General features: G+C 74.2%; 18 protein-coding genes. 12 read left to right on the top strand and 6 right to left on the bottom strand.

Annotation, left to right across the window (positions count from 1 at the left end):
* Nucleotides 1-77 precede the first annotated feature (77 nt).
* Together ACFQH9_RS01950 and ACFQH9_RS01945 are read left to right on the top strand one after the other, a co-directional pair.
* A complete protein-coding gene (locus tag ACFQH9_RS01950) occupies nucleotides 78-746 on the top strand; it encodes a DUF4352 domain-containing protein (RefSeq protein WP_379563513.1) in 669 nt (222 codons plus the stop codon).
* Between the two features lie 75 nt (nucleotides 747-821).
* A complete protein-coding gene (locus ACFQH9_RS01945; protein ID WP_379563511.1) occupies nucleotides 822-2,906 on the top strand; it encodes a UvrD-helicase domain-containing protein in 2,085 nt (694 codons plus the stop codon).
* A gap of 4 nt (nucleotides 2,907-2,910) precedes the next feature.
* On the opposite strand, the gene ACFQH9_RS01940 is transcribed toward ACFQH9_RS01945, so the two are convergent.
* Complete coding sequence (locus ACFQH9_RS01940) at nucleotides 2,911-5,223, bottom strand: GmrSD restriction endonuclease domain-containing protein (protein ID WP_379563509.1); 2,313 nt, start codon at nucleotides 5,221-5,223, stop codon at nucleotides 2,911-2,913.
* 228 nt (nucleotides 5,224-5,451) lie between these two features.
* Here ACFQH9_RS01940 and ACFQH9_RS01935 point away from each other — a divergent pair, with 228 nt between their 5' ends.
* Nucleotides 5,452-5,853 carry a DUF6416 domain-containing protein gene (locus tag ACFQH9_RS01935; protein WP_379563507.1) on the top strand — a complete coding sequence of 134 codons (402 nt, stop codon included), beginning with the start codon at nucleotides 5,452-5,454 and terminating at the stop codon, nucleotides 5,851-5,853.
* A gap of 228 nt (nucleotides 5,854-6,081) precedes the next feature.
* Here ACFQH9_RS01935 and ACFQH9_RS01930 read toward each other — a convergent pair whose 3' ends face one another.
* Nucleotides 6,082-7,197, bottom strand: coding sequence for a class I SAM-dependent methyltransferase (locus tag ACFQH9_RS01930; protein ID WP_379563505.1), 1,116 nt, complete (start codon nucleotides 7,195-7,197; stop codon nucleotides 6,082-6,084).
* A gap of 160 nt (nucleotides 7,198-7,357) precedes the next feature.
* Between ACFQH9_RS01930 and ACFQH9_RS01925 the strand changes: the two genes are divergently transcribed.
* From ACFQH9_RS01925 to ACFQH9_RS01910, 4 genes are all read left to right on the top strand, one after another.
* Nucleotides 7,358-10,447, top strand: a complete 3,090-nt coding sequence (locus ACFQH9_RS01925) for an ATP-binding protein (protein ID WP_379563503.1) — start codon at nucleotides 7,358-7,360, stop codon at nucleotides 10,445-10,447.
* A 227-nt stretch (nucleotides 10,448-10,674) separates the two neighbouring features.
* Nucleotides 10,675-11,454 carry an isocitrate lyase/PEP mutase family protein gene (locus tag ACFQH9_RS01920; protein WP_379563501.1) on the top strand — a complete coding sequence of 260 codons (780 nt, stop codon included), beginning with the start codon at nucleotides 10,675-10,677 and terminating at the stop codon, nucleotides 11,452-11,454.
* Between the two features lie 150 nt (nucleotides 11,455-11,604).
* Nucleotides 11,605-12,753, top strand: coding sequence for a zinc-dependent alcohol dehydrogenase (locus tag ACFQH9_RS01915; protein ID WP_379563500.1), 1,149 nt, complete (start codon nucleotides 11,605-11,607; stop codon nucleotides 12,751-12,753).
* A gap of 14 nt (nucleotides 12,754-12,767) precedes the next feature.
* A complete protein-coding gene (locus ACFQH9_RS01910) occupies nucleotides 12,768-13,445 on the top strand; it encodes a hypothetical protein (protein WP_379563498.1) in 678 nt (225 codons plus the stop codon).
* On the opposite strand, the gene ACFQH9_RS01905 is transcribed toward ACFQH9_RS01910, so the two are convergent.
* The 4 genes from ACFQH9_RS01905 to qcrB all read right to left on the bottom strand — a co-directional run bounded on the left by ACFQH9_RS01905 (nucleotide 13,391) and on the right by qcrB (nucleotide 17,287).
* Nucleotides 13,391-13,822: an SRPBCC family protein gene (locus ACFQH9_RS01905; protein WP_379563496.1), complete on the bottom strand. Its 432-nt coding sequence runs from the start codon at nucleotides 13,820-13,822 to the stop codon at nucleotides 13,391-13,393. The genes ACFQH9_RS01910 and ACFQH9_RS01905 overlap by 55 nt on opposite strands.
* A gap of 65 nt (nucleotides 13,823-13,887) precedes the next feature.
* Nucleotides 13,888-15,009 (bottom strand): cytochrome bc1 complex Rieske iron-sulfur subunit, encoded by a 1,122-nt coding sequence (gene qcrA, locus ACFQH9_RS01900; RefSeq protein ID WP_379563494.1) that lies wholly within the window; start codon nucleotides 15,007-15,009, stop codon nucleotides 13,888-13,890.
* Complete coding sequence (qcrC, locus tag ACFQH9_RS01895) at nucleotides 15,006-15,800, bottom strand: cytochrome bc1 complex diheme cytochrome c subunit (protein ID WP_379563492.1); 795 nt, start codon at nucleotides 15,798-15,800, stop codon at nucleotides 15,006-15,008. The genes qcrA and qcrC overlap by 4 nt, the downstream gene beginning before the upstream one ends.
* A complete protein-coding gene (qcrB, locus tag ACFQH9_RS01890; protein ID WP_379563489.1) occupies nucleotides 15,797-17,287 on the bottom strand; it encodes a cytochrome bc1 complex cytochrome b subunit in 1,491 nt (496 codons plus the stop codon). Before qcrB ends, qcrC begins: the two co-directional genes overlap by 4 nt.
* A gap of 369 nt (nucleotides 17,288-17,656) precedes the next feature.
* Here qcrB and ACFQH9_RS01885 point away from each other — a divergent pair, with 369 nt between their 5' ends.
* From ACFQH9_RS01885 to ACFQH9_RS01865, 5 genes are read left to right on the top strand one after another with little or no spacing between them, the layout of a single operon-like run.
* Nucleotides 17,657-18,343, top strand: a complete 687-nt coding sequence (locus ACFQH9_RS01885) for a cytochrome c oxidase subunit II (protein WP_379563487.1) — start codon at nucleotides 17,657-17,659, stop codon at nucleotides 18,341-18,343.
* Nucleotides 18,340-19,995, top strand: a complete 1,656-nt coding sequence (locus ACFQH9_RS01880; protein ID WP_379563485.1) for a cytochrome c oxidase subunit I — start codon at nucleotides 18,340-18,342, stop codon at nucleotides 19,993-19,995. Before ACFQH9_RS01885 ends, ACFQH9_RS01880 begins: the two co-directional genes overlap by 4 nt.
* Nucleotides 19,992-20,687, top strand: coding sequence for a hypothetical protein (locus ACFQH9_RS01875; protein ID WP_379563483.1), 696 nt, complete (start codon nucleotides 19,992-19,994; stop codon nucleotides 20,685-20,687). The genes ACFQH9_RS01880 and ACFQH9_RS01875 overlap by 4 nt, the downstream gene beginning before the upstream one ends.
* Nucleotides 20,684-21,196, top strand: a complete 513-nt coding sequence (locus ACFQH9_RS01870; protein ID WP_379563481.1) for a cytochrome c oxidase assembly protein — start codon at nucleotides 20,684-20,686, stop codon at nucleotides 21,194-21,196. Before ACFQH9_RS01875 ends, ACFQH9_RS01870 begins: the two co-directional genes overlap by 4 nt.
* Before the next feature lie 2 nt (nucleotides 21,197-21,198).
* Nucleotides 21,199-21,516 carry a hypothetical protein gene (locus tag ACFQH9_RS01865; RefSeq protein ID WP_379563479.1) on the top strand — a complete coding sequence of 106 codons (318 nt, stop codon included), beginning with the start codon at nucleotides 21,199-21,201 and terminating at the stop codon, nucleotides 21,514-21,516.
* Nucleotide 21,517 lies beyond the last annotated feature (1 nt).

The following is a 21,517-nucleotide window of genomic DNA, read 5'->3' as shown; positions in this document are numbered from 1 at the left end:
GTTTTGGCGGTTGTGAACTGAGTTCACAGTGTGCTTCAGTGTGCACCGTTGCTCCCCCGCCGTCGTCAGGAGATCCCATGAGCACCCCGCCCCCCGGCTACCAGCCCGGCTCCTACCAGCCCGGGCCGTACCCGCCGCCCTACGGCCAGGTCCCGCCGACTGCTCCGCCGAAGCGGAAGAAGCGCGGCCGCACCGTGCTGATCGTGCTCGGCGTGATCGTGGCGCTGGGGGTGATCTCGCGGCTCGGCGGCGGCTCCGACACCGCCAGCCCGACCGTGGCCTCCGGCACCTCGACGAGCTCGGCCGGCTCGGCCACGTCGGCATCGTCGGACAGCGGGGCGCAGGCCGCGGCAGGGATCGGTACCGAGGTGCGGGACGGGGACTTCGCGTTCGTCGTCACCAAGGTCGAGCCCGGGGTGAAGACCCTCGGCAAGGGCGCCTGGAGCACCCAGGCCCAGGGGGAGTTCGTGCTGGTCCGCGTCACCGTCACCAACGTCGGCACCGAGTCCACGATGTTCAGCGGCGGGAACCAGAAGCTGCTGGACTCCCAGGGCCGGGAGTTCGACGCGGACAGCGGCAGCGCCGTGATGTACGTGCCGGACAGCGAGAGCTTCCTCAACCAGATCAACCCGGGCAACACGGTGCAGGCCACCATCGTGTTCGACGTGCCCGTCGGGCTGCAGCCGGCTGCAATCGAGCTGCACGACTCGATGTTCTCCGGCGGGGCGCTCGTCTCGCTCCGGTGAGCCGGTCGGCCCGGTCGCCGTCGGAGGGGTACGGCGACCGGGCATGATCGGACCGGTCGACGAAGGGAAGACGGCGTGGCGCAGCTGGCGGTGGGGGTCTCGTTCCTGAGCGAGTACGCCCGGCTGGAGAAGAAGGTCCAGAAGGCCACCGACAAGGCGCTCGAGCTCTTCGGCGAGCACACCCACGCCGGCCTGCACCTGGAGAAGATCACCAACTCCCGGGACCCGCAGGTCCGCACCATCCGCATCGACAAGTTCTGGCGTGGAGTGGTGGCGGCGCCGGTGAAGGGCGACCGTTACACGCTCCTGCACGTCCTCCCCCACGACGACGCGATCACCTGGGCACAGTCGCACTCGCTGTCGGTCAACGAGGTCACCGGCGTGCTGGAGATCAGCGACGTCCAAGCGCTTGCCGCCCTCGCCGACCAGCACGGGCAGCAGCCCGCCGACGAGCTGCTCTTCGCCGGCGTGAGCGACGCCGACCTGACCCGGCTCGGGATCGACGCGCGGGTGCTGGCCGCCGCGCGGACGCTGCGGGACGAGCCGGCGCTGGACGCGATCGCCGAGCTGATCCCGGAGAACCAGGCCGATGTCCTGCGCGCTCTCGCCGCCGGCTACAGCGTCGAGGACGTGTGGGCGGACGTCGTCGCGCCCCGCATCCCGGACGAGCCGATCGATCCCGAGGACCTCGACGCCGCCGTCGAGCGCACCCGCGGCCGGATCGCTCTCGTGGACGGGCCCGATGAGCTGCTCGCTCTCTTCAGCAAGCCGATGGCGATGTGGCGGGTCTTCCTGCACCCCGCGCAGGAGTCCGTCGCCTACCGGCCGACCTACTGGGGCAGCGCGCAGGTGACGGGCGGGCCGGGGACCGGCAAGACGGTCGTCGCGCTGCACCGGGTGGCGCACCTGGTGCGGACGAAGGAGCTGTCGCCGAAGTCCGTCCTGCTCACCACCTACACCCGCGGCCTCGCGGACGCGCTCGACCGGGACCTCGCGCAGCTGCTCGACCCGGCGGAGCGCGCAGCTGTCGAGGTGCTGAACGTGGACCGCTGGGCGCTGGGGGTGGTGCGCGAGAAGCACGGCTCGGTCCCGATCGCGACCGAGCAGCAACTTCGCAGTCGCCTCACCGGGTCCGAGTTCACCCCCGCCTTCCTGCTCGACGAGTGGCGGGAGGTCGTGCTCGCCAACGCCGTCACCGACGAGGCCAGCTATCTCGCGGCCCCGCGTCGGGGGCGGGGTCGCGGGCTCACCAAGGCCCAGAAGCGCGTGGTGTGGGCCGTGCTCGACCGGTTCGCCACCGGCCTGCGCGCCGACGGACTCTGGACCTGGCACACCATTGCGGACGAGGCCGCGCGCCTCGTCGCCGCGCGCGAGCGTCCGCCCTTCCGGCACGTCGTCGTGGACGAGATCCAGGACCTGCACCCCAGCCAGTGGCGGTTGCTGCGCGCCGCCGTGGCCACCGGCCCGGACGACCTCTTCCTCACCGGAGACCCACACCAGCGGATCTACGGCAACCACGTGAGCCTCAAGCAGGTCGGCATCACCGTGGCCGGCCGCTCGACGCGCCTGCGGATCAACTACCGGACGAGCGCCGAGATCCTGCGCTGGTCCCTGGGCGTGATGGCGGACGTCGCCGTGGCCGACCTGTCCGACGGGCTGGACTCGCTCGACGGCTACCGCTCGGCGCTCCGGGGTGAGGTCCCCGACGTCGTCGGCCACACCACCGCTGCGGCCGAGGCCGAGGATCTCGCGCTGGCTCTGGAGCAGTGGCGGGAGGACGGGGTGGCCTGGGCGGACATGGCCGTCGTCGCTCGCACGAACAAGCTCGTCGACACGCTGCGGTCGACGCTCACCAGGCTCGGAGTCCCGACCACCGCACTGGGCGACGCAGCCCCGGACGCGGTCCGGGTCGGCACGATGCACGGCATGAAGGGGCTGGAGTTCCGCTGCGTCGCGATCGCCGCGGTCGGCGCCGACCGCCTCCCCTCCCCCGGCGCGATCACTGCCGCCGAGGAGGACCCGGTACGACACATGCTCGACGTCCAGCAGGAGCGGTGCCTGCTCTTCGTCGCCGCCACCCGCGCCCGCGAGCGCCTGCGGGTCTCGTGGACCGGCGAGCCCAGTCCCCTTCTGCCCAGCCCGCTCCTGCCGGCGTCGTAGCAGCTCAGCCCGCCTTCGGGACCGCATCGGCGAAGTCCGCCAGCCGCTTGCGGGCGACCGCCAGCTCGTCGTCGGTGAACAGGTGCACGAACCGGGGATCCGTGGCGATCGCCTCAACGGTCAGGTCGAGCCTGCGGTGCTCCCACAGCGTCACGAAACCGTCCGACACCGCGGGCGCGTGCAGGATCCGCCGCACGGCACCCAACGCCCCGTACTGGTTCACCATCACCCGGAACTGCTTGGGGTTGTAGCCGAGGTCGTCCTTGCAGGCCTCGATGGTGTCGAGGACGACCTGGTCGAACTCACCGCCCGTCTCCACCGGCGGCTCGTCGAGCTGCTCGATGTCGACCTCGGCCGGCGCCGGGCCGCCCGTCGACGAGACCGCGGCGCCGTCGTCCTCCCGTTCGCCGGAGGCGGTCTCGTTGCGCCGCTGGGCATAGCCGCGCAGCGCGTCGACCGACGTGAAAACCAGGCAGTCCAGCTCGGCGAGCCGCGGGAGGTCGGCCTCCTCCGGGTCCAGCTCGAGGATCACCGCCTTGTCCTGTCCCGGCTGCAGACCGTCCGCCCAGAAGGCTTCGGCGACCGCCAGGACCCGGCCCGAGTCCGGGTCCGAGATCTCGGCGTCGAGCGACGGGGCGACGAACCCCATCTCGGCGAAGTCCTCGATCAGGGCCTTGAGCTGGGCAGCACGCGCGTCCCGCTCGTCGTCGTCCGGAGCGACGACGATCGGCGCGAGCTGCTGGTCGGCGGTCCAGGCGCGGGAACCGGTCAGCAGCTCCTCGGAGAAGGCGTCCGCCGCCCGACCGAGCAGCTCCCGGCGGGCGGCGAGGAACTCGCGGTAGTTCTCGATCCGCCAGAGCTCGGGATCGGCCGGGATCCACTGGGACGCCAGCACCGCGGGGTCGATCTGCGCCAGGTACTCGGCGGGGTCGCGGCGGCTCAGGGTGACCGCGGAGGAGGGCACCACGAACGCGAAGTTCGCGATCGCGTTCAGCTCGGCCCGGCTGAAGCGGCCCAGCTTCGCGAGCTCGCTCTTCGGGAAGATCTCGTGTACCTGCAGGGAGGGGGCGTCGGCACCGAGCGGGTTGCCGGTCACGAGGTCGCGGCTCCGCCGGACCCGGGTCAGCAGGTAGAGCAGGGGGTAGGACCGCGAGCCGCGGCCGTTGCCCTCGAAGTCCTGGGCGTCGATCGACAGCACGCCCTTGCGGGAGCGGGCCAGTGCGGCGGTGACGCCCTCGATCCCGGACTTGTCGACGGTCTCGAGGTCCTTGGCGAGGAACGTCTCGGTGGATCCCGCGAACCGGCCGCGGAGCGCGGCGTGGATGTACCAGTGCAGGGCGCGGTCGGCCTCGGCGCCGTCGGCGAACCGGCCGCCGCGGTTGTGGAGGTGTCGAGCGAGCACCGGCAGGGCGTAGCGACCCATGAGGACCCGGTCGTGGTCCAGGCCGAGACGCGTCGTGATCAGGTACAGGAGGTGGTCGACGTGGTCCACCGCGGAGGTCAGCCCGACCTGGAACTGGTCCGCCTGGACGTCCTCCAGCGCGGAGAACGGGGCACGTCCGGTGGCGACCGCGTTGGCGTTGCGCAGCAGCCAGTCGGGGGTGAAGGTGAAACCGGACTCCCGCCAGCGGGCCAGGTTGCGCCGCATCGTGGGCCGGGCGTCGGTCCAGTCGCTGCAGATCCGGGCGAGCGCGAGGTCACCCTTGGACAGCTTGGTGCCGCCGGAGTTGACCCGGTTGAAGATGTCGACGACGACGTCGACCGTCTTGTCCGCCCCGGTGATCTGCTCGATGTGGAAGTCCTTCTGCAGGACGGCCTGCAGCTGAGAAATCCGAGCGAGGTAGACGGGCAGCTTGGGCCGCAGCCATTTGAGATCGAGGAGCTGCTCGTAGGCCGCCCCCTCTTCGCCCTCGAACATCGCGGTGACGTCGATCCAGAGCGGATCGTCCTTCATCTTCACGGGTGCGTGGAACTGGAAGGACTCGTCCTCGACGTTGAACCGCAGCCCCTGGAAGACGCTCGGGTCGCCCTCGAAGAACGCCGGAGCCTTGCCGCGGATGATGCCGTAGAGCGTGGTGACGCGCTGCTGGCCGTCGAGCAACATCTGCTTCTGACCGGCGCTGGAGACGCCACCACGGACCGCCTGGGTGCTGCCCTCGGTCTCCCACACGAGCAGCGCCCCGACCGGGTAGCCGTGGTAGAGCGACTTCATCAGCCCGCGGACCTGGTCGCGGTTCCAGACGTACCCCCGCTGGAACTCCGGCAACTGCATCGTGCCCGCGTCGATCTGGTCCAGAATCGTGCTCAGCTTGGCCAACGTGCCCCCCTTGCCAGTGCTCGCACCCTAACGACGAGATCATCCCCGGTCGTTGATCACCCAACCGGGGTAGTCGATTCCGGCTTCCGGCCCATTGTCGCCCGGGTGACTCCGCAGAACCGCTGCCGTACCACGATCGTGTGAACCCGAGCAGGTGTCAGGTCGCAGGAGTGCCGGATATCCGATGGGCCTTCAGCCGATGAGTGACGCCGGGCTCAGCGTGGGCACGTGAATCTATCCCTCGATCTCAGCGCGCCTGGTCTGCTCTCCGGACGTCGGTCGAGAGGTGAGTCCGAGACTGTCGGCACGAGCGGTGAGGCGGAGCTACCGCCGGACGATCGCCCCGACACCGTCGACGTCACCCTCACCGTTCCGGCCGACAAGGCCGCCCGACTCCGCGACCTCACCCAGCTGTGGCTCGAGGGCCGATCCAACGCAGACTGGCGAGGGACCGACCACGAGCTCGCGGTCGCCATCTGGCAACAGCTCCACGACCGCCGGCGACAGCTCTTCGGCGTCCTCGTCGACCACCCGGGCCGACGGTTCCGAGCCGACGAGCTCGTCGAGCTTTCCGGTGCTGCCGCCTCCCTCACGACCTCACCGGCCTTCTCGGACAGCCCGGCGTCCTGAGCGAGCAGGTGGGCAGGGCCTGGCCGTGGCAGTACGACTACCCGGCAGGAAAGCACGAGCTCGCCGTGTATTGGTTCGAGCCCGACATAGCCGAGATGTTCGGCAAGGCACGCGCACTCGTCGCCGAGCACGCCGCACCTCGTCGTTGTCGAGCTTGATCCACGAATCCCGGAAACGGCGTGGCACATCGCGCGGCGACCCGTCGGGCCGCCGCGGCGCCGGGTCACCTCACCGGACCAGCCGGTAGAAGCGGAAGAAGTCGTCCTCGATGCCGAGGATCTCGAGCTCGGCGAACCCGGCCTCGCGGGCGTAGCCGCGCAGGGTGTCCGGGCGCATCACCGTGCCCGTGCCGACCGAGTGCTCGTGGGCCAGCCCGTCGGCCAGGCAGCAGAGCAGGCTGTAGCCGTACATCAGGCGCTCGATCTCGTCGCCGGGCGCGGTGAAGGTCTCGGCCACCCGCTCGTCCATCACGATCACGGTCCCGCCCAGCCGGTGCATGGTGCGCAGCACCGCGACGGGGTCGGGCAGGTCGTGGATGCACTCGAACGCGAACACGACGTCGTAGGTCCCGGCGGTCACGGACCCGGCGTCGGCCAGGTGGAAACGCACCCGGTCGGCCACGCCGGCCTCCCGGGCGTTGCACCGGGCCGCCTCGACCGAAGGCGCGTCGAGGTCGAACCCGTCGACGGTGACCTCCGGGTAGGCCAGGGCGATCCCGATCGCCGACCAGCCGTGCCCGCAGCCGACGTCGGCGACCCGGGCCCCGGCGCGCAGGGCGGCGTGGACGTCGGGGACCGACGGCAGGTACTCGCGGCCGAGCGGTCCGAGGAACAGCGGCCGGTTGGCCGCGGCCTGGGCCTCGCGGGCGTCGGCGCCGTGCTGCGCCCACGACACCCCGCCGCCGGTGCGGAAGGCCTCGGCGAGCAGGTCGGACTGCTTGGCGCACCCCATCGCGAAGCGGGCGAGGGGGACGACGTGGTCCAGGGACAGGACCTCGACCAGCGCGGCGCGGTGCTCGGCGGGCAGCGTGTAGCGGCGGGCGGGACCGGCGGGCTCGGCGTCGGCCCGCAGGATGCCGGTGACGGCCTGCTGCTCGCACCACTCCCGGGTGTAGCGCTCCGCCGTGCCGGTGCGCTCGGCCAGCTCCCCCGGGGTCAGCGCGTCGCCCTCGGCGAGCGCGCGGTAGTAGCCGAGCCGGTCGCCGAGGTAGACGGCGTGCAGGTCCATGGTGGCGAGCACGGCGTCGAAGAGCCGCTCGGTCAGGGACTCGGCGCCGGCGGCGGTGTCGGTGGCGGCGGTGTCGGTGGCGGTGTCGGCGGCGGTGTCGGCGGCGGTGTCGGTCATGGTTCCCCCTTGGTCGGTGGCCCGAGCATGGACGGGCGCGCTGTCGGTCGCCTGTCGCCGCGCTGTCAGCGGCGGTCCGTGCGGCCGGGGCACCGCCGATCCGGGCATCCCGGGACGAAAGGCGCTGCCGCGCGGCCGCCGGATGCGCCACCATGGCCCGATGGCGGTCCTCCGGGTGCTCGGGCCGCTCGCCCTGGACGACGGGGCGGTCGCGGTCGGGTCGGCGCGGCAGCGGCGCCTGCTGGCCGCGCTGGCGCTGCGCCTGGACGAGCCCGTGCCCGTGGACCTGCTCGCGGAGCTGGTCTGGGGTGCCACGCCACCGGCCGATCCGGCCGGGGCCGTGCAGACCAACGTCGCCCGGCTCGGCCGGCTGCTGCCGCCCGGTCTGGCCGGCGAGACGACCCCGCGGGGGTACCGGCTGCGTGCCGAGCGGAGCGCGGTCGACGCGGCCGCCTTCACCGACCTGCTCGACGGGCTGCGCGGGCCCGGCGGGGACGGGCACGACCCGCCGGTCCGGCTGGCCGTGCTCGACGCCGCCCTGGCGCTGTGGCGCGGCCGGCCCTTCGCCGATCTCGACCACCCGGCCGTCGAGCCCGAGGTGGCGCGGCTCGACGAGCTGCACCGGCACGCGATCGAGGAGCGGGCGGCCGCGCTGGTGGACGCCGGCCGGCCCGCGGACGCGGTCGCGGCGCTGGAGCCGCTGGTGCGTGCCGAACCGCTGCGCGAGCGGGCCGTCGGGGTGCTGATGCGTGCCCTCGTCGCCGCCGGTCGCCAGGCCGAGGCCCTCGACGCGTACGCCGCGCTGCGCACCCGGCTGGCCGAGGAGCTGGGCCTGGACCCCTCGCCGGAGCTGCGCGAGCTCGAGGGCCGGGTGCTGCGCCAGGAGCTCCCGCCACCGGTCCTGCCGGCCCGGCCGCCCGCGGTCACGCGCTCGTCCTTCCCGCCCCCGCCGGCCAACTCCTTCGTCGGGCGCGGGCGGGAGCTCGCCCTCGCCGCCGAGCTGCTCGGCCGCTCCCGGGTGGTCACGCTCACCGGGCCCGGCGGCGTCGGCAAGACCCGGCTGGCCCGGCACGTCGCGGCGCGGGTGGCGGCCGACTACCCCGACGGCGTCCTCGTCGTGGAGCTCGGCGACGGCGGCCCGGACGACGTCGAGCCGGCCCTGGCCGGGCGCCTGCGGATCACCGACGCCGAGCCGGGCTCGCTGCGCGCGCGGATCGTCGAGGTGCTCGCCCCGCGCCGGCTGCTGCTGGTGCTGGACAACTGCGAGCACGTCGTCGAGCGGGCGGCGGCCCTGGCCGCGGCCGTCGCGGCCGGCGCCCCGGAGGTCGACGTCCTCGCCACCGGGCGGGAGGCGCTGCGGATCGACGCCGAGCAGTGCCTGCCCGTCGCGCCGCTCGAGCCGCCCGACGCGGCGCGGCTGCTCGCCGACCGGATCCGGGCCGGTGACCCGGCGGCTCCGATCGGCAGGGTGCCGGTCGGCGGGGTCGGCGGGGTCGGCGGGGTCGGCGGGGTCGGCGGGGTCGGCGGGGTCGACGGGGCGGTCGACGGGGAGGTCGACGGGGCGGTCGACGGGGAGGACCCCGGGGCGCTCGTCGACGAGATCTGCGCGCGGCTCGACGGGCTGCCGCTGGCGCTCGAGCTCGCCGCGGCCCGGGTCCTGCCGCTCGGGCTGGCCGGCCTGGTGGAGGCCCTGGACCGGCCGCTGGACGTCCTGCGGGGCGGTCGGCGCACCGCCGCCGCCCGGCACCGCTCGCTGCGCGACGTCGTCGCCTGGTCCTACGGCCTGCTCGACGAGGAGCAGCGCGCACTCTTCGACCGGATGGCCGTGTTCGCCGGGCCGGTCGAGCCCGCCGCGGTCGCGGCGGTGTGCGGCGACGCGGCGGCGCTGCCGGACCTGGTGGAGCGCTCCCTGGTCGTCCGGCGCGGCACCCGGTTCACCATGCTGGAGACCCTGCGCGCCTTCGGCCGCAGCCGGGTCGCCGAACGGGCGGAGGGGCCGGCATTGCGGGCCCGGCACGCCTCCTGGGCCGCCGGCCTCGCCGCCGAGGTCGGGCGCGCGCGGCGGGGCCCCGGGGAGGCGGAGGCGGTGCGCCGTTTCGACGCCCACCTCGCCGACCTGCGTCGCGCCCACGCCTGGCTCGCCGAGAACGGGCCGCCCGACGACCTGCTGCGCCTCGCCGCGCTGTTCGCCGAGCTCGGATTCCTGCGCTGTCGCATCGACCTCGTCGACCCGGCGGAGGAGGCGCTGCGCGCGTCCGGCGTCGTCGGGGCCGACGGTCGGGTGGCCACCCGCCGGCTCACCCCCGCCGCGGCCCGGACCCTGTACTTCGTGGCCTGCGCCTGCTGGCAGCGCGGGGACCTCGACCTCGCCGGCGCGCACGCGGACGCGCTGGTCGCGCTCGGTCACCCGGGATACGGCCACGAGCTGCTCGCCAACCTCCACACCTTCGGCGGCCGGCTCGGCGAGGCCCGAGCGGCGGCGGACGCGGCCCGGGAGGCGCTGCTCGCGGCCGCGGCCGGCACGTCCGAGGGCCCCGACGACGGGCCGGACCCCGAGGTGCTGATCTCCGCCCTGGTCGACCGGCTGTTCTCCGCGACCTATGCCGGGGACGGCACCGCCGGCACCGCCGGCACCGCCGGCACCGAGGGGGGCACCGACGGGGACACCGCCACGGTGGAGGCCGAGATCGCGGCGGTCGCGGCCCGGTCCGGCTCGCCGACCGTGCGTGCGTGGGCGGAGTACGCGTGGGGCGAGCACCGGGCCGAGCAGGGCGACCCGGCCGCCGCGACCCACCTGCGCCGCGCGGTGGCGCTGGCCGAGGAGGCCGACTCGGCGTTCGTCGCCGGGATCGCCCGGCACACCCTGCTCACCTCGGCGGTGCGGCACGGCGGGGCGTCGCTCGCCGAGCTGCGGCCGCTGCTCGAGCACTGGCACCGCTCGGGGTCCTGGAACCACACCTGGATCGCGGTCCGCGCCCTGGTCGAGGCGTTGTCCGGGCTGGGCCGGCACCGCGAGGCGGCGGCCCTGCTCGGTGCGCTGCGCGCCAGCCCGCGCGCCACCCGCGCCTTCGGGCCCGACCTGGGGCGGGAGCGGCGGGTGGAGGAGGCCGCCCGCGCCGCCCTGGGGCCCGGCCTCGACGCCGCGCTCGCCGAGGGCGCGGCGCTCGGCGACGCCGCCGCGTTCGCGCTCGCCCTGCGGCTCACGAACCGGTCCGGGCCCGCGCCCGGCGCTCAGGACTTAAGTCCCTAGAACCCGTTCTGACTCTGGGCCAGGCTCGGTGTCCGCGGCGGTGGGAGGGGGACGCCCGGCCGGGGATCGGATCCCGTTCGGACCCGACCCCGGACCTGGTGCCGCGTGGGCTCGGCCGGAGGGCACGCCGGCCGAGCCCGCTCGTGTCCGGGGCCCGTACGGGTCGGCGCGGGTGACCGCGGGCGGGTCCGTGGCCGTCGGGGCGCCGCGCTGGCTACGGTCCGGTGATGAGCACCATCGTCGAGAAGGCCACCGAACTGCGTCGCCTGCACGAGGCGCCCGAGCTGCTGCTCCTCGTCAACGTCTGGGACGCGATCACCGCGCGGGTCGTCGCGCAGACGCCCGGCACGAAGGCCCTGGCCACCGCCAGCCACGGCATCGCGGCCTCCCGCGGCTACGAGGACGGCGAGAACATCCCACGCGACCAGATGATCGCCGAGGTCGGGCTGATCGCGCGGGTCGCCGGGGACCTGCCCGTGACCGCCGACCTGGAGGCCGGCTACGGCGACCCGGGCGGCACCGTCGCCCGCGCGATCGACGTCGGGATCGTCGGCGCGAACCTCGAGGACCAGATGAAGCCGCTGGCCGACTCGGTGAAGGCCGTCGAGGCCGCGGTCGCGGCGGGCGAGAAGGCGGGCGTCCCGTTCGTGCTCAACGCCCGCACGGACGCCTTCCTGCGGGCCGGCGACCGGGACCCGGAGGAGGTCCTGGCCGACGCGATCGAGCGCGGCCGCGCCTACCTGGGCGCCGGCGCCACCACGTTCTTCGTGCCGGGCCGGCTCGACGAGACGACGGTCGGGCGCCTGGTCGAGGCGCTCGGCGAGCGCACGATCAACCTGATCGGCGTGCCGGGGTCCCTCCCGCTGGAGACCGCGCGGCGGCTCGGCGTGGCTCGGGTCTCCTACGGCCCCTGGAGCCAGAACGTCGCGCTGACCGCCCTCGCGGAGCTCGCCGAGTCGGTCTACGCCGGCGGCGGCCTGCCCGAGGGCACTCGCCGACTGAACTGACCCCCGGCCCGCGACGCCCCCGGCCGGTCGGTCCGGCCGGGCCCCGCCGCCGGGGATGACTCCCGCCCGCGCGGGTAGCACCCGTCGTGGCCGGCCGAGCCCCCGACCGGGGGCGGGAGGGGACGCTGCCGGCCCGCGGAGGAGGCGGCGATGCGCGCGATGGTCTACCGGGGGCCCTACAAGATCCGGGTGGAGGAGAAGGAGAGACCGCGGATCGAGCACCCGAACGACGCGATCGTGCGGGTGACCCGGGCGGCGATCTGCGGCTCCGACCTGCACCTCTACCACGGGCTCATGCCGGACACGCGGATCGGCCACACCTTCGGCCACGAGTTCGTGGGCGTGGTCGACGAGGTCGGGCCGACCGTGCAGAACCTGCAGGTCGGCGACCGGGTCATGGTGCCGTTCAACATCTTCTGCGGCTCCTGCTGGTACTGCGCGCGCGGGCTGTACTCCAACTGCCACAACGTGAACCCGAACGCCACCGCGGTCGGCGGGATCTACGGCTACTCGCACACCTGCGGCGGCTACGACGGCGGGCAGGCCGAGTTCGTGCGGGTGCCGCTGGCGGACGTCGGGCCGGCGACGATCCCCGACTGGATGGACGACGACGACGCCGTCCTGCTCACCGACGCGCTGGCCACCGGCTACTTCGGCGCCCAGCTCGGGGAGATCGCCGGGGGCGACGTGGTGGTCGTGTTCGGGGCCGGCCCGGTCGGGCTCTACGCCGCGCTGTCCTCGTGGCTGATGGGCGCGGGGCGGGTCATCGTGGTCGACCACCTCGACTACCGGCTGGAGAAGGCCCGGACCTTCGCCCATGCCGAGACCCTCAACTTCACCGAGGTCGGCGACGTCGTGCTGCACCTCAAGCGCGACACCGGGTTCCTCGGTGCGGACGTCGCGATCGACGCCGTGGGGGCGGAGGCCGACGGCAACTTCCTGCAGCACGTCACGACGACCAAGTTCAAGCTGCAGGGCGGCTCGCCCGTGGCGCTGAACTGGGCCATCGACTCGGTCCGCAAGGGCGGCACCATCTCGGTCATGGGCGCCTACGGGCCGCTCTTCAGCGCGGTCAAGTTCGGCGACGCCATGAACAAGGGCCTGACCCTGCGGATGAACCAGTGCCCGGTGAAGCGGCAGTGGCCGCGGCTCTTCGAGCACGTCCGGCAGGGCTACATCAGGCCCGCCGACATCGTCACCCACCGGGTGCCGCTCGAGCACATCGCGGAGGCCTACCACATGTTCTCGGCGAAGCTCGACGACTGCATCAAGACCCTGGTCCTGCCGAGCGCGGCCTGAGGGAGGAGACCCCGATGACCTACACACCGGACAAGCCGCCGCTGAAGGAGTCGCCCGACGAGCTGCGGGCCCGCATCCCCGGCTGGGGCGTCGACCTCGACCCGGAGGACCGGCCCTCGGACCCCAAGCTGGAGTTCCGCGCGGACCTCAGCGGCGCGCACTGGCGCTTCCCCGACCGGCAGCCCGACGACGACCGCCGCGAGCGGTCCGTCGAGCACCAGTTCCTCACGCCCGTCTACGGGACCACCTGCCCGCGCCGCGGGCTCTCCGGGGCCGTGCGGGGCCTGGCCTATCGCCGCTACGGCGAGGGCCGGGCGGCGCACTGGCTGCTGCTGATGCTCGGCGACCGGATCGACGCGTGGGAGAACCACGTGCGCTCCTTCGCCACCCTGCGCCCGGACAACCCGGTGACCGAGACGGGCGTGCTCGCCGAGTTCTCCCGCCACCCCGTCCGGTCGCGGTTCGGCCGGGGCCGCGCCGACCTGGCGCACCAGTGGCTCGACCCCGTCGTGGTCGCGGGGCCCTGGGTGGTCGCGGGCGCGCTGGCGGTGAGGGGCGGGCGTGGACTCGTGCGCAACCGGGCGGCCCTGGCCGCGGCGGGCGCCGGTGCGGCCCGGGCCGCGGGCCGGCTCGCGGGTCAGGTCCGGCGCCGGACCAGCATCTCCAGCGACACGCGCGCGAGCGGCAGGTAGAGGGCGAGGACGGGCCACGGGCCCTCGACCGTCAGCCAGGTCCGGGTGCCGCTCCCCCGCGGCTCGACGCCGTGGTCGAGCGACAGCCCGATCGGGCCGAACCGGACCTCCCAGGCCCAGGAGCCGGTCCCGGGACGGGCGGCGGGCGAGCCGGCCGGCCCGGCCCCACCCGGCTCGTGGACCTCCGTGACCGTGAACGGGACCGCGAGCCGCAGCGGTCCGCGGACCCGGCCGGTCATGCCCGGGACCAGCCGGTCCGCCGAGGCCTCGACCCCGAGCAGGTAGGGCGCCCACTCGGGCCAGCGCCGCGGGCGCGCGTAGCGGTCCCAGGCCTCGTCGGCGGGTACGGGTCCGGTGGCGTCGATCGTGGTGCGCACCCGTCGATCCTGCGGTCCCCGGGCCGATCCCGCGCGCCGCGTCCGGGAACCCGGCCGGGCGGCGGTCAGTGCCTCCCCCGCCGGATCTCCCAGAAGCTGGGGCCGACCGGGTCGGCGAAGTCGCCGCGGGCGACGAGGAACCCGTCGGCGTCGACGGTGATCGGCAGCTGCGGCAGCGGGCGGGCGGCGGGACCGAAGATCGGCCGCGCCCCCTCGCTGATCTTGAACTGGGACTGGTGGCAGGGGCAGAGGGCGATCTGGAGGCCGGCGTCGTAGAGGGAGGCCGGGCACCCGAGGTGGGTGCAGATCTTGGAGAACGCGTAGTGGTCGCCCCAGCCGAAGTCCGCCCGGCCGGGGGCCGGCCTGACGGGGGCCCCGGCCGGCAGCCGGATGAGCATGACGGGGCTGTCCGGCGCCATCTCGGCGGCGTGCAGCGCCTCGACGTCGCCCCGCTCGCCCTCCCGGAACGGGACGACGGTGATCATCCCGTTCACCTCGACGTCCTCGGGCCGGAGCTTCCTGATCTCGTGCGGGTCGCCGGTGGCCACGCGGAGGAAGACGGGTTCGCCGCCGGTCGGCTTCCACCCGGTGGTCCACAACGGCGCGTCGCCGCGCGCCTTCCACGGGTCGCGGACCAGCCCGCCGACGGCGACGAGGCCACCGAGGATCCCGAGGGCGCCGAGGCCGGTCAGGCCGAGTCGGCGGATCATCGAGCGCCGGCCGAACCCCGTGCTGTGGCCCGCCTCGGCCAGGGCGGCGGCCGCGGTGAACCGGTCGCGCTCGGCCGACGGCCCCTTCTCCAGCTGCTGGACCGCGACCTCCTCGGGGTAGAAGCTCCGGACGTAGAGGATCATCGCCGCGCCCAGCGCGCCGACGGCGCCGAAGAAGGTGACCCCGAGCAGCGGGGTGTAGAGCAGGTAGGCGGTGTGCCCCGGCGCACCGGCCGGCACGTAGCCGGTGGGCCAGAACAGGTACGCCCACGCGAAGGCCGCCGCGCAGAGCAACGACAGCAGCAGCAGCAGCGTGACCCGGCGCCGGCTGCGCCGCTCCCCGCGCACGTCGACCGACGCGGGGGCGGGTTCGTCGGAGACGACCCGGACGCCGTCGAGCGCGTTGCCGAGGTCGACCAGCTCGCCGCGGCTCATCCGCTCCAGCTCGGGCCCGGTGGGCTCCCGCGGGCCGCTCACGAGCGGGCCCCGATCCAGGCCGCGACGCCGACCAGCAGTACGAGCCCGACCGCGAAGGCGACCAGGCCCTCGGTGGCGGGGCCGAGCTCGCCGAGGGTGAACCCGCCGGGGGCGTTGTTCTGCCCGCGCACGGCCAGGACGTAGGCGATGATGTCCTTCTTCTCCTCCGGGGTGAGCTGGCGGTCGCCGAACACCGGCATCGCCATGGGCCCGCTGAGCATCGCGGTGTACATCTGCTCCGGCGTGGCGCCCTCGAGCCGCGGCGGGTAGCGGCCCTCGGCCAGGATCCCGCCGCGGCCGGTGAAGTGGTGGCAGGAGGCGCAGTTGAGGCGGTACAGCTCGCCGCCGTGCGCCACGTCCGAGCCGATCAGCTCCGGCCCGGTCTCGGCCGGTGTCGTCGGCCCGCCGCCGTGGGCCTCGATGTAGGCGCCGAGCGCGGCGAGGTTCGCCCGACCCTGCTCGGTGGCGGGATCGAACTCCGGGGCGGGGTCCTTGCGGTAGCCGCGATCCTGGGAGCGGGCCAGCGGCATCCGGCCGGTGGACACCTGGAAGTAGACGGCGGCGTCGCCGACGCCGACCAGGGTCGGCCCGCGGTCCGGCGCGCCCTGCAGGTTCGCGCCGTGGCAGCTGATGCAGGCCCGCGCGTAGAGCAGCCGGCCCTGCTCGATCTGGGCCTGCCCGGTCTGGGCGCGGGCGGTCTGCGGCGCGGGCACGAGGAGGGCGTAGGCGCCGCCGAGCGCGACGAGGGCCGCCACCAGGAGCAGCGCGTGCCGGAGCCGACGCGTCCTCACCGCTCCTCCGTCACGGGCTCGGGGGCGGCGGCGGGCCGCTGGTCGACCCGCGCGCCGCCGTACTCGAGCGGGATCGGCCGGCCGAGGTGGTCCGCCCCGCCGGGCGGGCGGCGGACCTCGACGTACACGCCGTCGGGCCGCTCCTGCAGCACCCCGGTGCGGATCCCGCGCCGCAGGACGTCCCGGTCCTCGTGCTGCAGGCCCAGGCAGATCCGGCGGACCACGAGGAAGGCCACCGGCGGCAGCACGAGCAGCCCGATCCGGCCGGCCCACACGAGCAGCTCGAAGGGCGCGTCGAAGGTCGCCGCGATCACGTCCGTCGCGCCGGAGGCGAACAGGATCCCCCAGAAGACGAGGCCCATGGCCCCGATCCCGGTCCGGGTCGGGTTGTCCCGCGGGCGCTGCAGCACCTGGTGCGCGCCCCGGTCGCCGGTGGCGAACCGCTCGAGGAACGGGTAGGCCGCGAGCAGGGCGAACATCACCAGCGGGAGGACCAGCCCCACCCAGAACGGCGCGGGCACGGTGTAGGCGCCCAGGGGGATCTCCCACCGCGGCCACAGCCGCAGCCCGCCGATCAGGAACCCGGCGTAGAAGTCGGGCTGAATGTAGGTCGAGACCTGGGACGGCACGTAGGGGCCCCACAGGAACACCGGGTTGATCTGGAACACCCCGGCGAGCAGGCCCAGCACCGCCAGCACGCAGATGCCGTTGGCCACCGTGTTGCTGGCGAAGCCCGGCACCGCCCGCTCCCCCACCACGGTGTCCTCGCGTGCGCCCGGCCCGGGGAAGTGGGTGTGCTTCTGGTACCAGACCAGGCCGACGTGCATCGCGATCAGCGCGACCAGCACGGCGGGGATCAGGAACACGTGCGCGATGAAGAACCGGGAGATCCAGATGTCGCCGAAGAACTCCCCGCCGAACACCATCCAGTGCAGCCAGGTGCCCACCAGCGGCACGGACAGCAGGATCCCCGAGAAGATCCGCACGCCCAGCCCGGAGAGCAGGTCGTCGAGCATGGAGTAGCCGAGGTAGCCCTCGAGGATGCCGAGCGCGAGCAGCGCGACCCCGCCGAGCCAGGTCGTCTCGCGCGGCCGGCGGAAGGCCCCGGTGAAGAAGTTCCGGGCCATGTGCAGGATCATCGCCCCGACGAACACCAGCGCGGACCAGTGGTGCAGCTGGCGGACGAACAGCCCCGCCCGGACCTCGAACGAGATCGTCAGCACCGAGTGGTAGGCCCGGGACATGTACAGGCCCTGCATCGGCTCGAACGGTCCCCGGTAGACCACCTCGGTCGTGTCCGGCACGAAGAACAGCGCCAGGTACGCACCGGACACGACCAGCACGACGAACGAGTACAGCGCGAACTCGCCCCAGTAGAACGAGTGGTGCTTCGGGAACACGTGCGAAGCCTGTCGCCGCACCGCGCCCGCGGCCTTGAAGCGCCGGTCCAGGGCGTTCGCGGTCGTCCGCGCCAGGCTCCGCGTCACCGGCCCCACCCGCCACCTCCCTCGTCCGCGTCGCCGTCCGGGCAGCCCGTTCCGGAGCGGCCCCGGAACCGCCCCCGGGGACCACCGCGCGTCGCGCCGCCCGTACCCGTGCACCGCCGCGCGAAACGCTGCTCCGCCCTCCCCACGGAGGGTGGGCCACGGCAGCCGGAGCGAATCTTGCGGTCGCCTTGCGATGGTCGTTCCATCCGGCAACCACCCACCGACGCGAGTAGACCTCTCCGGCAGGGGCGGGCGCCGCTGCCGCCGAGCTCCCCCGCCACGTGACCCGTTTGGAGGTGAAGGAGGCGGGTAGGAACGGCCGCGGCTGCTGCGCCGCGTGGGGCGGACACGACCGGGGAGGGCGACGGGGTGGACTACCGCGGGGTGTTCGAGCACGTGTTCGGCCTGCAACTGTGGATCGCCGGCGGGGTCTTCGTCGTGGTCACCGGCCTGCTGCTCGGCGCCCTGGTCCTCAACCGCGCCCGCCGGCGGGACAAGCTGCCCTTCGCCGCGGCGGAGCACAACCCGATCGAGATCACCTTCGCAGTGTTCCTCGGCGGCGCGGCGGCGTTCCTGGTGTGGCTGAGCCTGTCGAACAACCACCGGCTCGGTTACACCGACACCCGGGTGGTGGCCGAGCGCACGGGCCTGTCGGGCGGGCAGCAGCCGGTCCGGGTCGACGTGACCGCCTTCCAGTGGTGCTGGAGCGCGAGCTACCCCGGCTCGGCCACCACCGTCTCCGGCTCCTGCGACACCCCCGCCGGCCGGCCGGTGATCGTCGTGCCGCAGGGGCGGCCGGTCGAGTTCGCCCTCACCGCCCGGGACGTCGCCCACGCCTTCTGGATCCCGGAGCTCGCGGTCAAGCGCGACGCCTACCCCGACCACGTCAACACGCTGCTGATGACGTTCCCGGAGACCGGCCGCTGGCTGGGCCGCTGCTCGGAGTTCTGCGGCACCTACCACAAGGACATGGACTTCTACGTCCAGGCGGTGCCCGCCGACCAGTACCAGGCCTTCCTCCGGACCGGGGCGCTGCCGGCGGGGGCGGCCGCATGACCGCCACCGAACCCCGTCCCCCGCTCGACGTCCCGGAACCGGCGCCCCGCCGGGTCCGCACCACGGTGCTGGCCTGGGTGACGAGCACCGACCACAAGCGGATCGGGCTGCTGACCCTCGGCACCGCCGTCGCGCTGCTGATCGCGATCGGCGGCCTCGCGCTGACCCTGCGCGCGCAGCTCGCCCAGCCGCAGATGGACGTGCTGTCCCCCGACCGCTACAACCAGTTCTTCACCATGCACGGCTCGGGCATGATCTACCTGGTCATGACCCCGTTCGCCATCGGGCTGGGGCTCTACCTGGTGCCCCTGCAGATCGGCGCCCCGAACGTCGCCGCGCCGCGCACCACGATGCTCGGCTACTGGCTCTACCTCGGCGGCGCGGTGACCATGCTGTCGGGTTTCGCCACCTCCTCCGGCGCCGCCGACCACGGGTGGTACGCCTACCCGCCGCTGGCCGGCACCCGCTACACCCCGGGCCCCGGGGTGGACCTGTGGATCGCCGGGGTGACGCTCGCCGGGCTCGGCATGCTGCTCATGGCGGCCACCGTGCTCTGGACCGCCCTGGTCAAGCGCACCCGCGGGATGACCTTGCTGCGCATGCCCGTGTTCACGTGGTCGGTCGTCGCGACCAACCTGATGTGCATCGGCGCGTTCCCCTCGCTGCTGGTGGCGATGGGCATCCTGGCCGCCGGCCGGATCGAGCCCGACCTGTTCACCCAGAACGCCTGGAACATCGGCTACCAGCACGTCTTCTGGTTCTTCGGGCATCCCGTCGTCTACGTGATGTTCTTCCCGTTCGTGGGGGCGGTCGCCGAGGTGCTCGCGGTGTTCGGCGCCCGCCGCTACTTCGGCTACAGGATCACCGTCGTGTCGCTGCTCGCCTTCGCCGCGCTGTCGATGAGCGTGTGGGGACACCACATGTTCAGCACCGGGCAGGCCGAGAACGACTACTACTCGCTGACCTCGATCCTGCTGCTGGTCCCGGCCGGGCTGGAGTACTTCGGCTTCCTCGCCACGCTGCTCGGCGGGCGGCTGCGCCTCCCCACCCCGATGCTGTTCGCGGTCGCCTTCGTGCCGCAGTTCCTGATCGGCGGCCTCACCGGGATCATGGTCGCCACCCCGCCGGTGGACTACCAGGTCACCGACTCGTACTTCATCGTCGGGCACTGGCACTACACGCTGGCCGCCGGCAGCCTGTTCGGCTTCTTCGCCGGGTTCTACTACTGGTTCCCCAAGGCCACCGGCCTGCTGCTGCGCGAGCGGCTGGGCAAGGCGCACTTCTGGTTCTGGCTCCTCGGCACCAACGCCACCTTCCTGCCGATGTTCTGGCTCGGGCTGCAGGGCATGCCCCGGCGCATCGCGAGCTACCTGCCCCAGGACGGCTTCGGCACGCTCAACCTGATCGCCACCCTCGGCTCGGGCCTGCTCGCGATCGGCACGATCCTGTTCCTCGTCGACCTGGTCGTGTCGATCGCGCGGCCGCGGCGGGCGCCCGACGACCCGTGGGGCGGCTTCACCCTCGAATGGGCCACCTCCTCCCCGCCGCCCCCGCAGAACTTCGACCCGGCCCACCCGGTGCCGCCGATCCGCAGCTACGCGCCCCTGCTCGATCTCCGACAGGACCTGCGGGGTGGGGAGGGCCGGGCATGACCACCCCGACCCCGGCCTCCCCCACCCCGTCGTCGACCTCGGCGGGGTCCCCGTCCCCGGCCGCCCCGCCCGACCCGGTCCGGCGGGCCGCGCTGCCGCCCTCGCGGGTGCGCGAGCTGCGCACCGGTCACCTCCTCGTCGGTGCCTGGACCGCGGGCAACGGCGTGCTCGCCGGGATCATGCTCGGGTTCCGCCCGCAGACCATCTCCATGCTGCTCTGGCTGTTCGACCTGCTGCTCGTCTCCGGGTTCGGGCTCGCCGTCCTGCTGGCCCTGCGCGCGCGGCGCGGCGTCGGCACCACCGTGCGGATGCCCGTCCGCAGCACCGCCGCCGTCCTCACCGCGATCGGGCTCACCCTCGCCGGCCTCGCCCTGGCCTACGGCTGGCTCTGGCTGCTCGTCGCGCTCTACCCCCTGGGCGCCGCCGCGGTGCTCGTGCGCGGCGAGCGCGTCCCGCCCGGTACCCGGCCCGAGCCGGCCGCGCTCGACGGCATGCCGCTCGCCCCGAACCCGCGTCCCCAGGAGTACGACGGCACCACCACCGGCGAGGCCGTGCCCGTCCCGGCCGGCCACCCCGTGCGCGCCGCCGACCCGCCGCCCCCGCCCGCTCCCCCGCGGCGGCGGGGCCGGCTGCTCGTGCTCGGTGCCGTCCTGCCCGCGGCCGTGCGGGGGCTGTTCCGGAGGTCGGGATGAACCATCTCGCGCACATGGCCGTGGACGGGCTGCTGGTCTCCGTGCTCGCCCCGCTGCTGCTCATGCTGCTGCGGGCGCTGCGCGTGGAGCCGCCCACGCTGCCCGCGGTCGTCGTGGCGCCCGGGGTCGTGCTGCTCCACGCCGCGGCGGTCCTGCTGCCGGCGCTGGCCGGGGCCGCTCCGGTGCTGCTGCTGGCCGGCGGCGTCCTGTTCTGGACACCCGTCCTCGGCCGCCGCCGGCTGTCGCCGGCCGGCCGGATCGTCTACCTCTTCGCCACCATGCCGGCGCTCGACCTGCCCGGGGTCTGGCTCGTCGCCCGCGGCGACGGGCCCGGCGGGATCGCGATGGTCCTGGGGATGCTGCCGATCGGGCTGACCGCGCTCGGGCTGGCCTGGCGCTGGACGGCCGAGGAGGAGCGCACGGCCGCAGCCGACGCGGCCGCTCACGTGGGGCACGGGGCGGTCGGCGGAGCCACCCGCGAGACGACACACGGAAGGACGGGGAGCTGAGCATGCCGAGCCCTCGAGAGGTCAGGGCGCTGCTGGCGCAGGGCCTCGACCACGGTGAGGTGGGCCGCCGCCTGGGGATCCCCGCCGGTCAGGTCGAGATGATCGCCACCGGCGTCCCGGCCGACGGCTCCGACGCCCTCACCGCCGCCGAGCGGGAGGACAAGGGCGTCCCCGCGAGCACCCAGCACCTGCTCGGCGTGCCCGTGCACAACCCGACCAGTCGAAAGGCCGTGCACGAGTGGATCTCCGCACGGGTGGCCGCCGACACCGCCATGCGCGCGGCCCAGCAGCGCCACGACCAGCAGAACCAGGAGGGGTGAG

Origin of the sequence: Pseudonocardia lutea (assembly GCF_042658055.1) — a bacterium.
In the GTDB taxonomy this organism is placed as follows: domain Bacteria; phylum Actinomycetota; class Actinomycetes; order Mycobacteriales; family Pseudonocardiaceae; genus Pseudonocardia; species Pseudonocardia lutea.
Note: the sequence above shows the minus strand (reverse complement) of the source record. Positions and strands in the feature narration are given on the sequence as shown.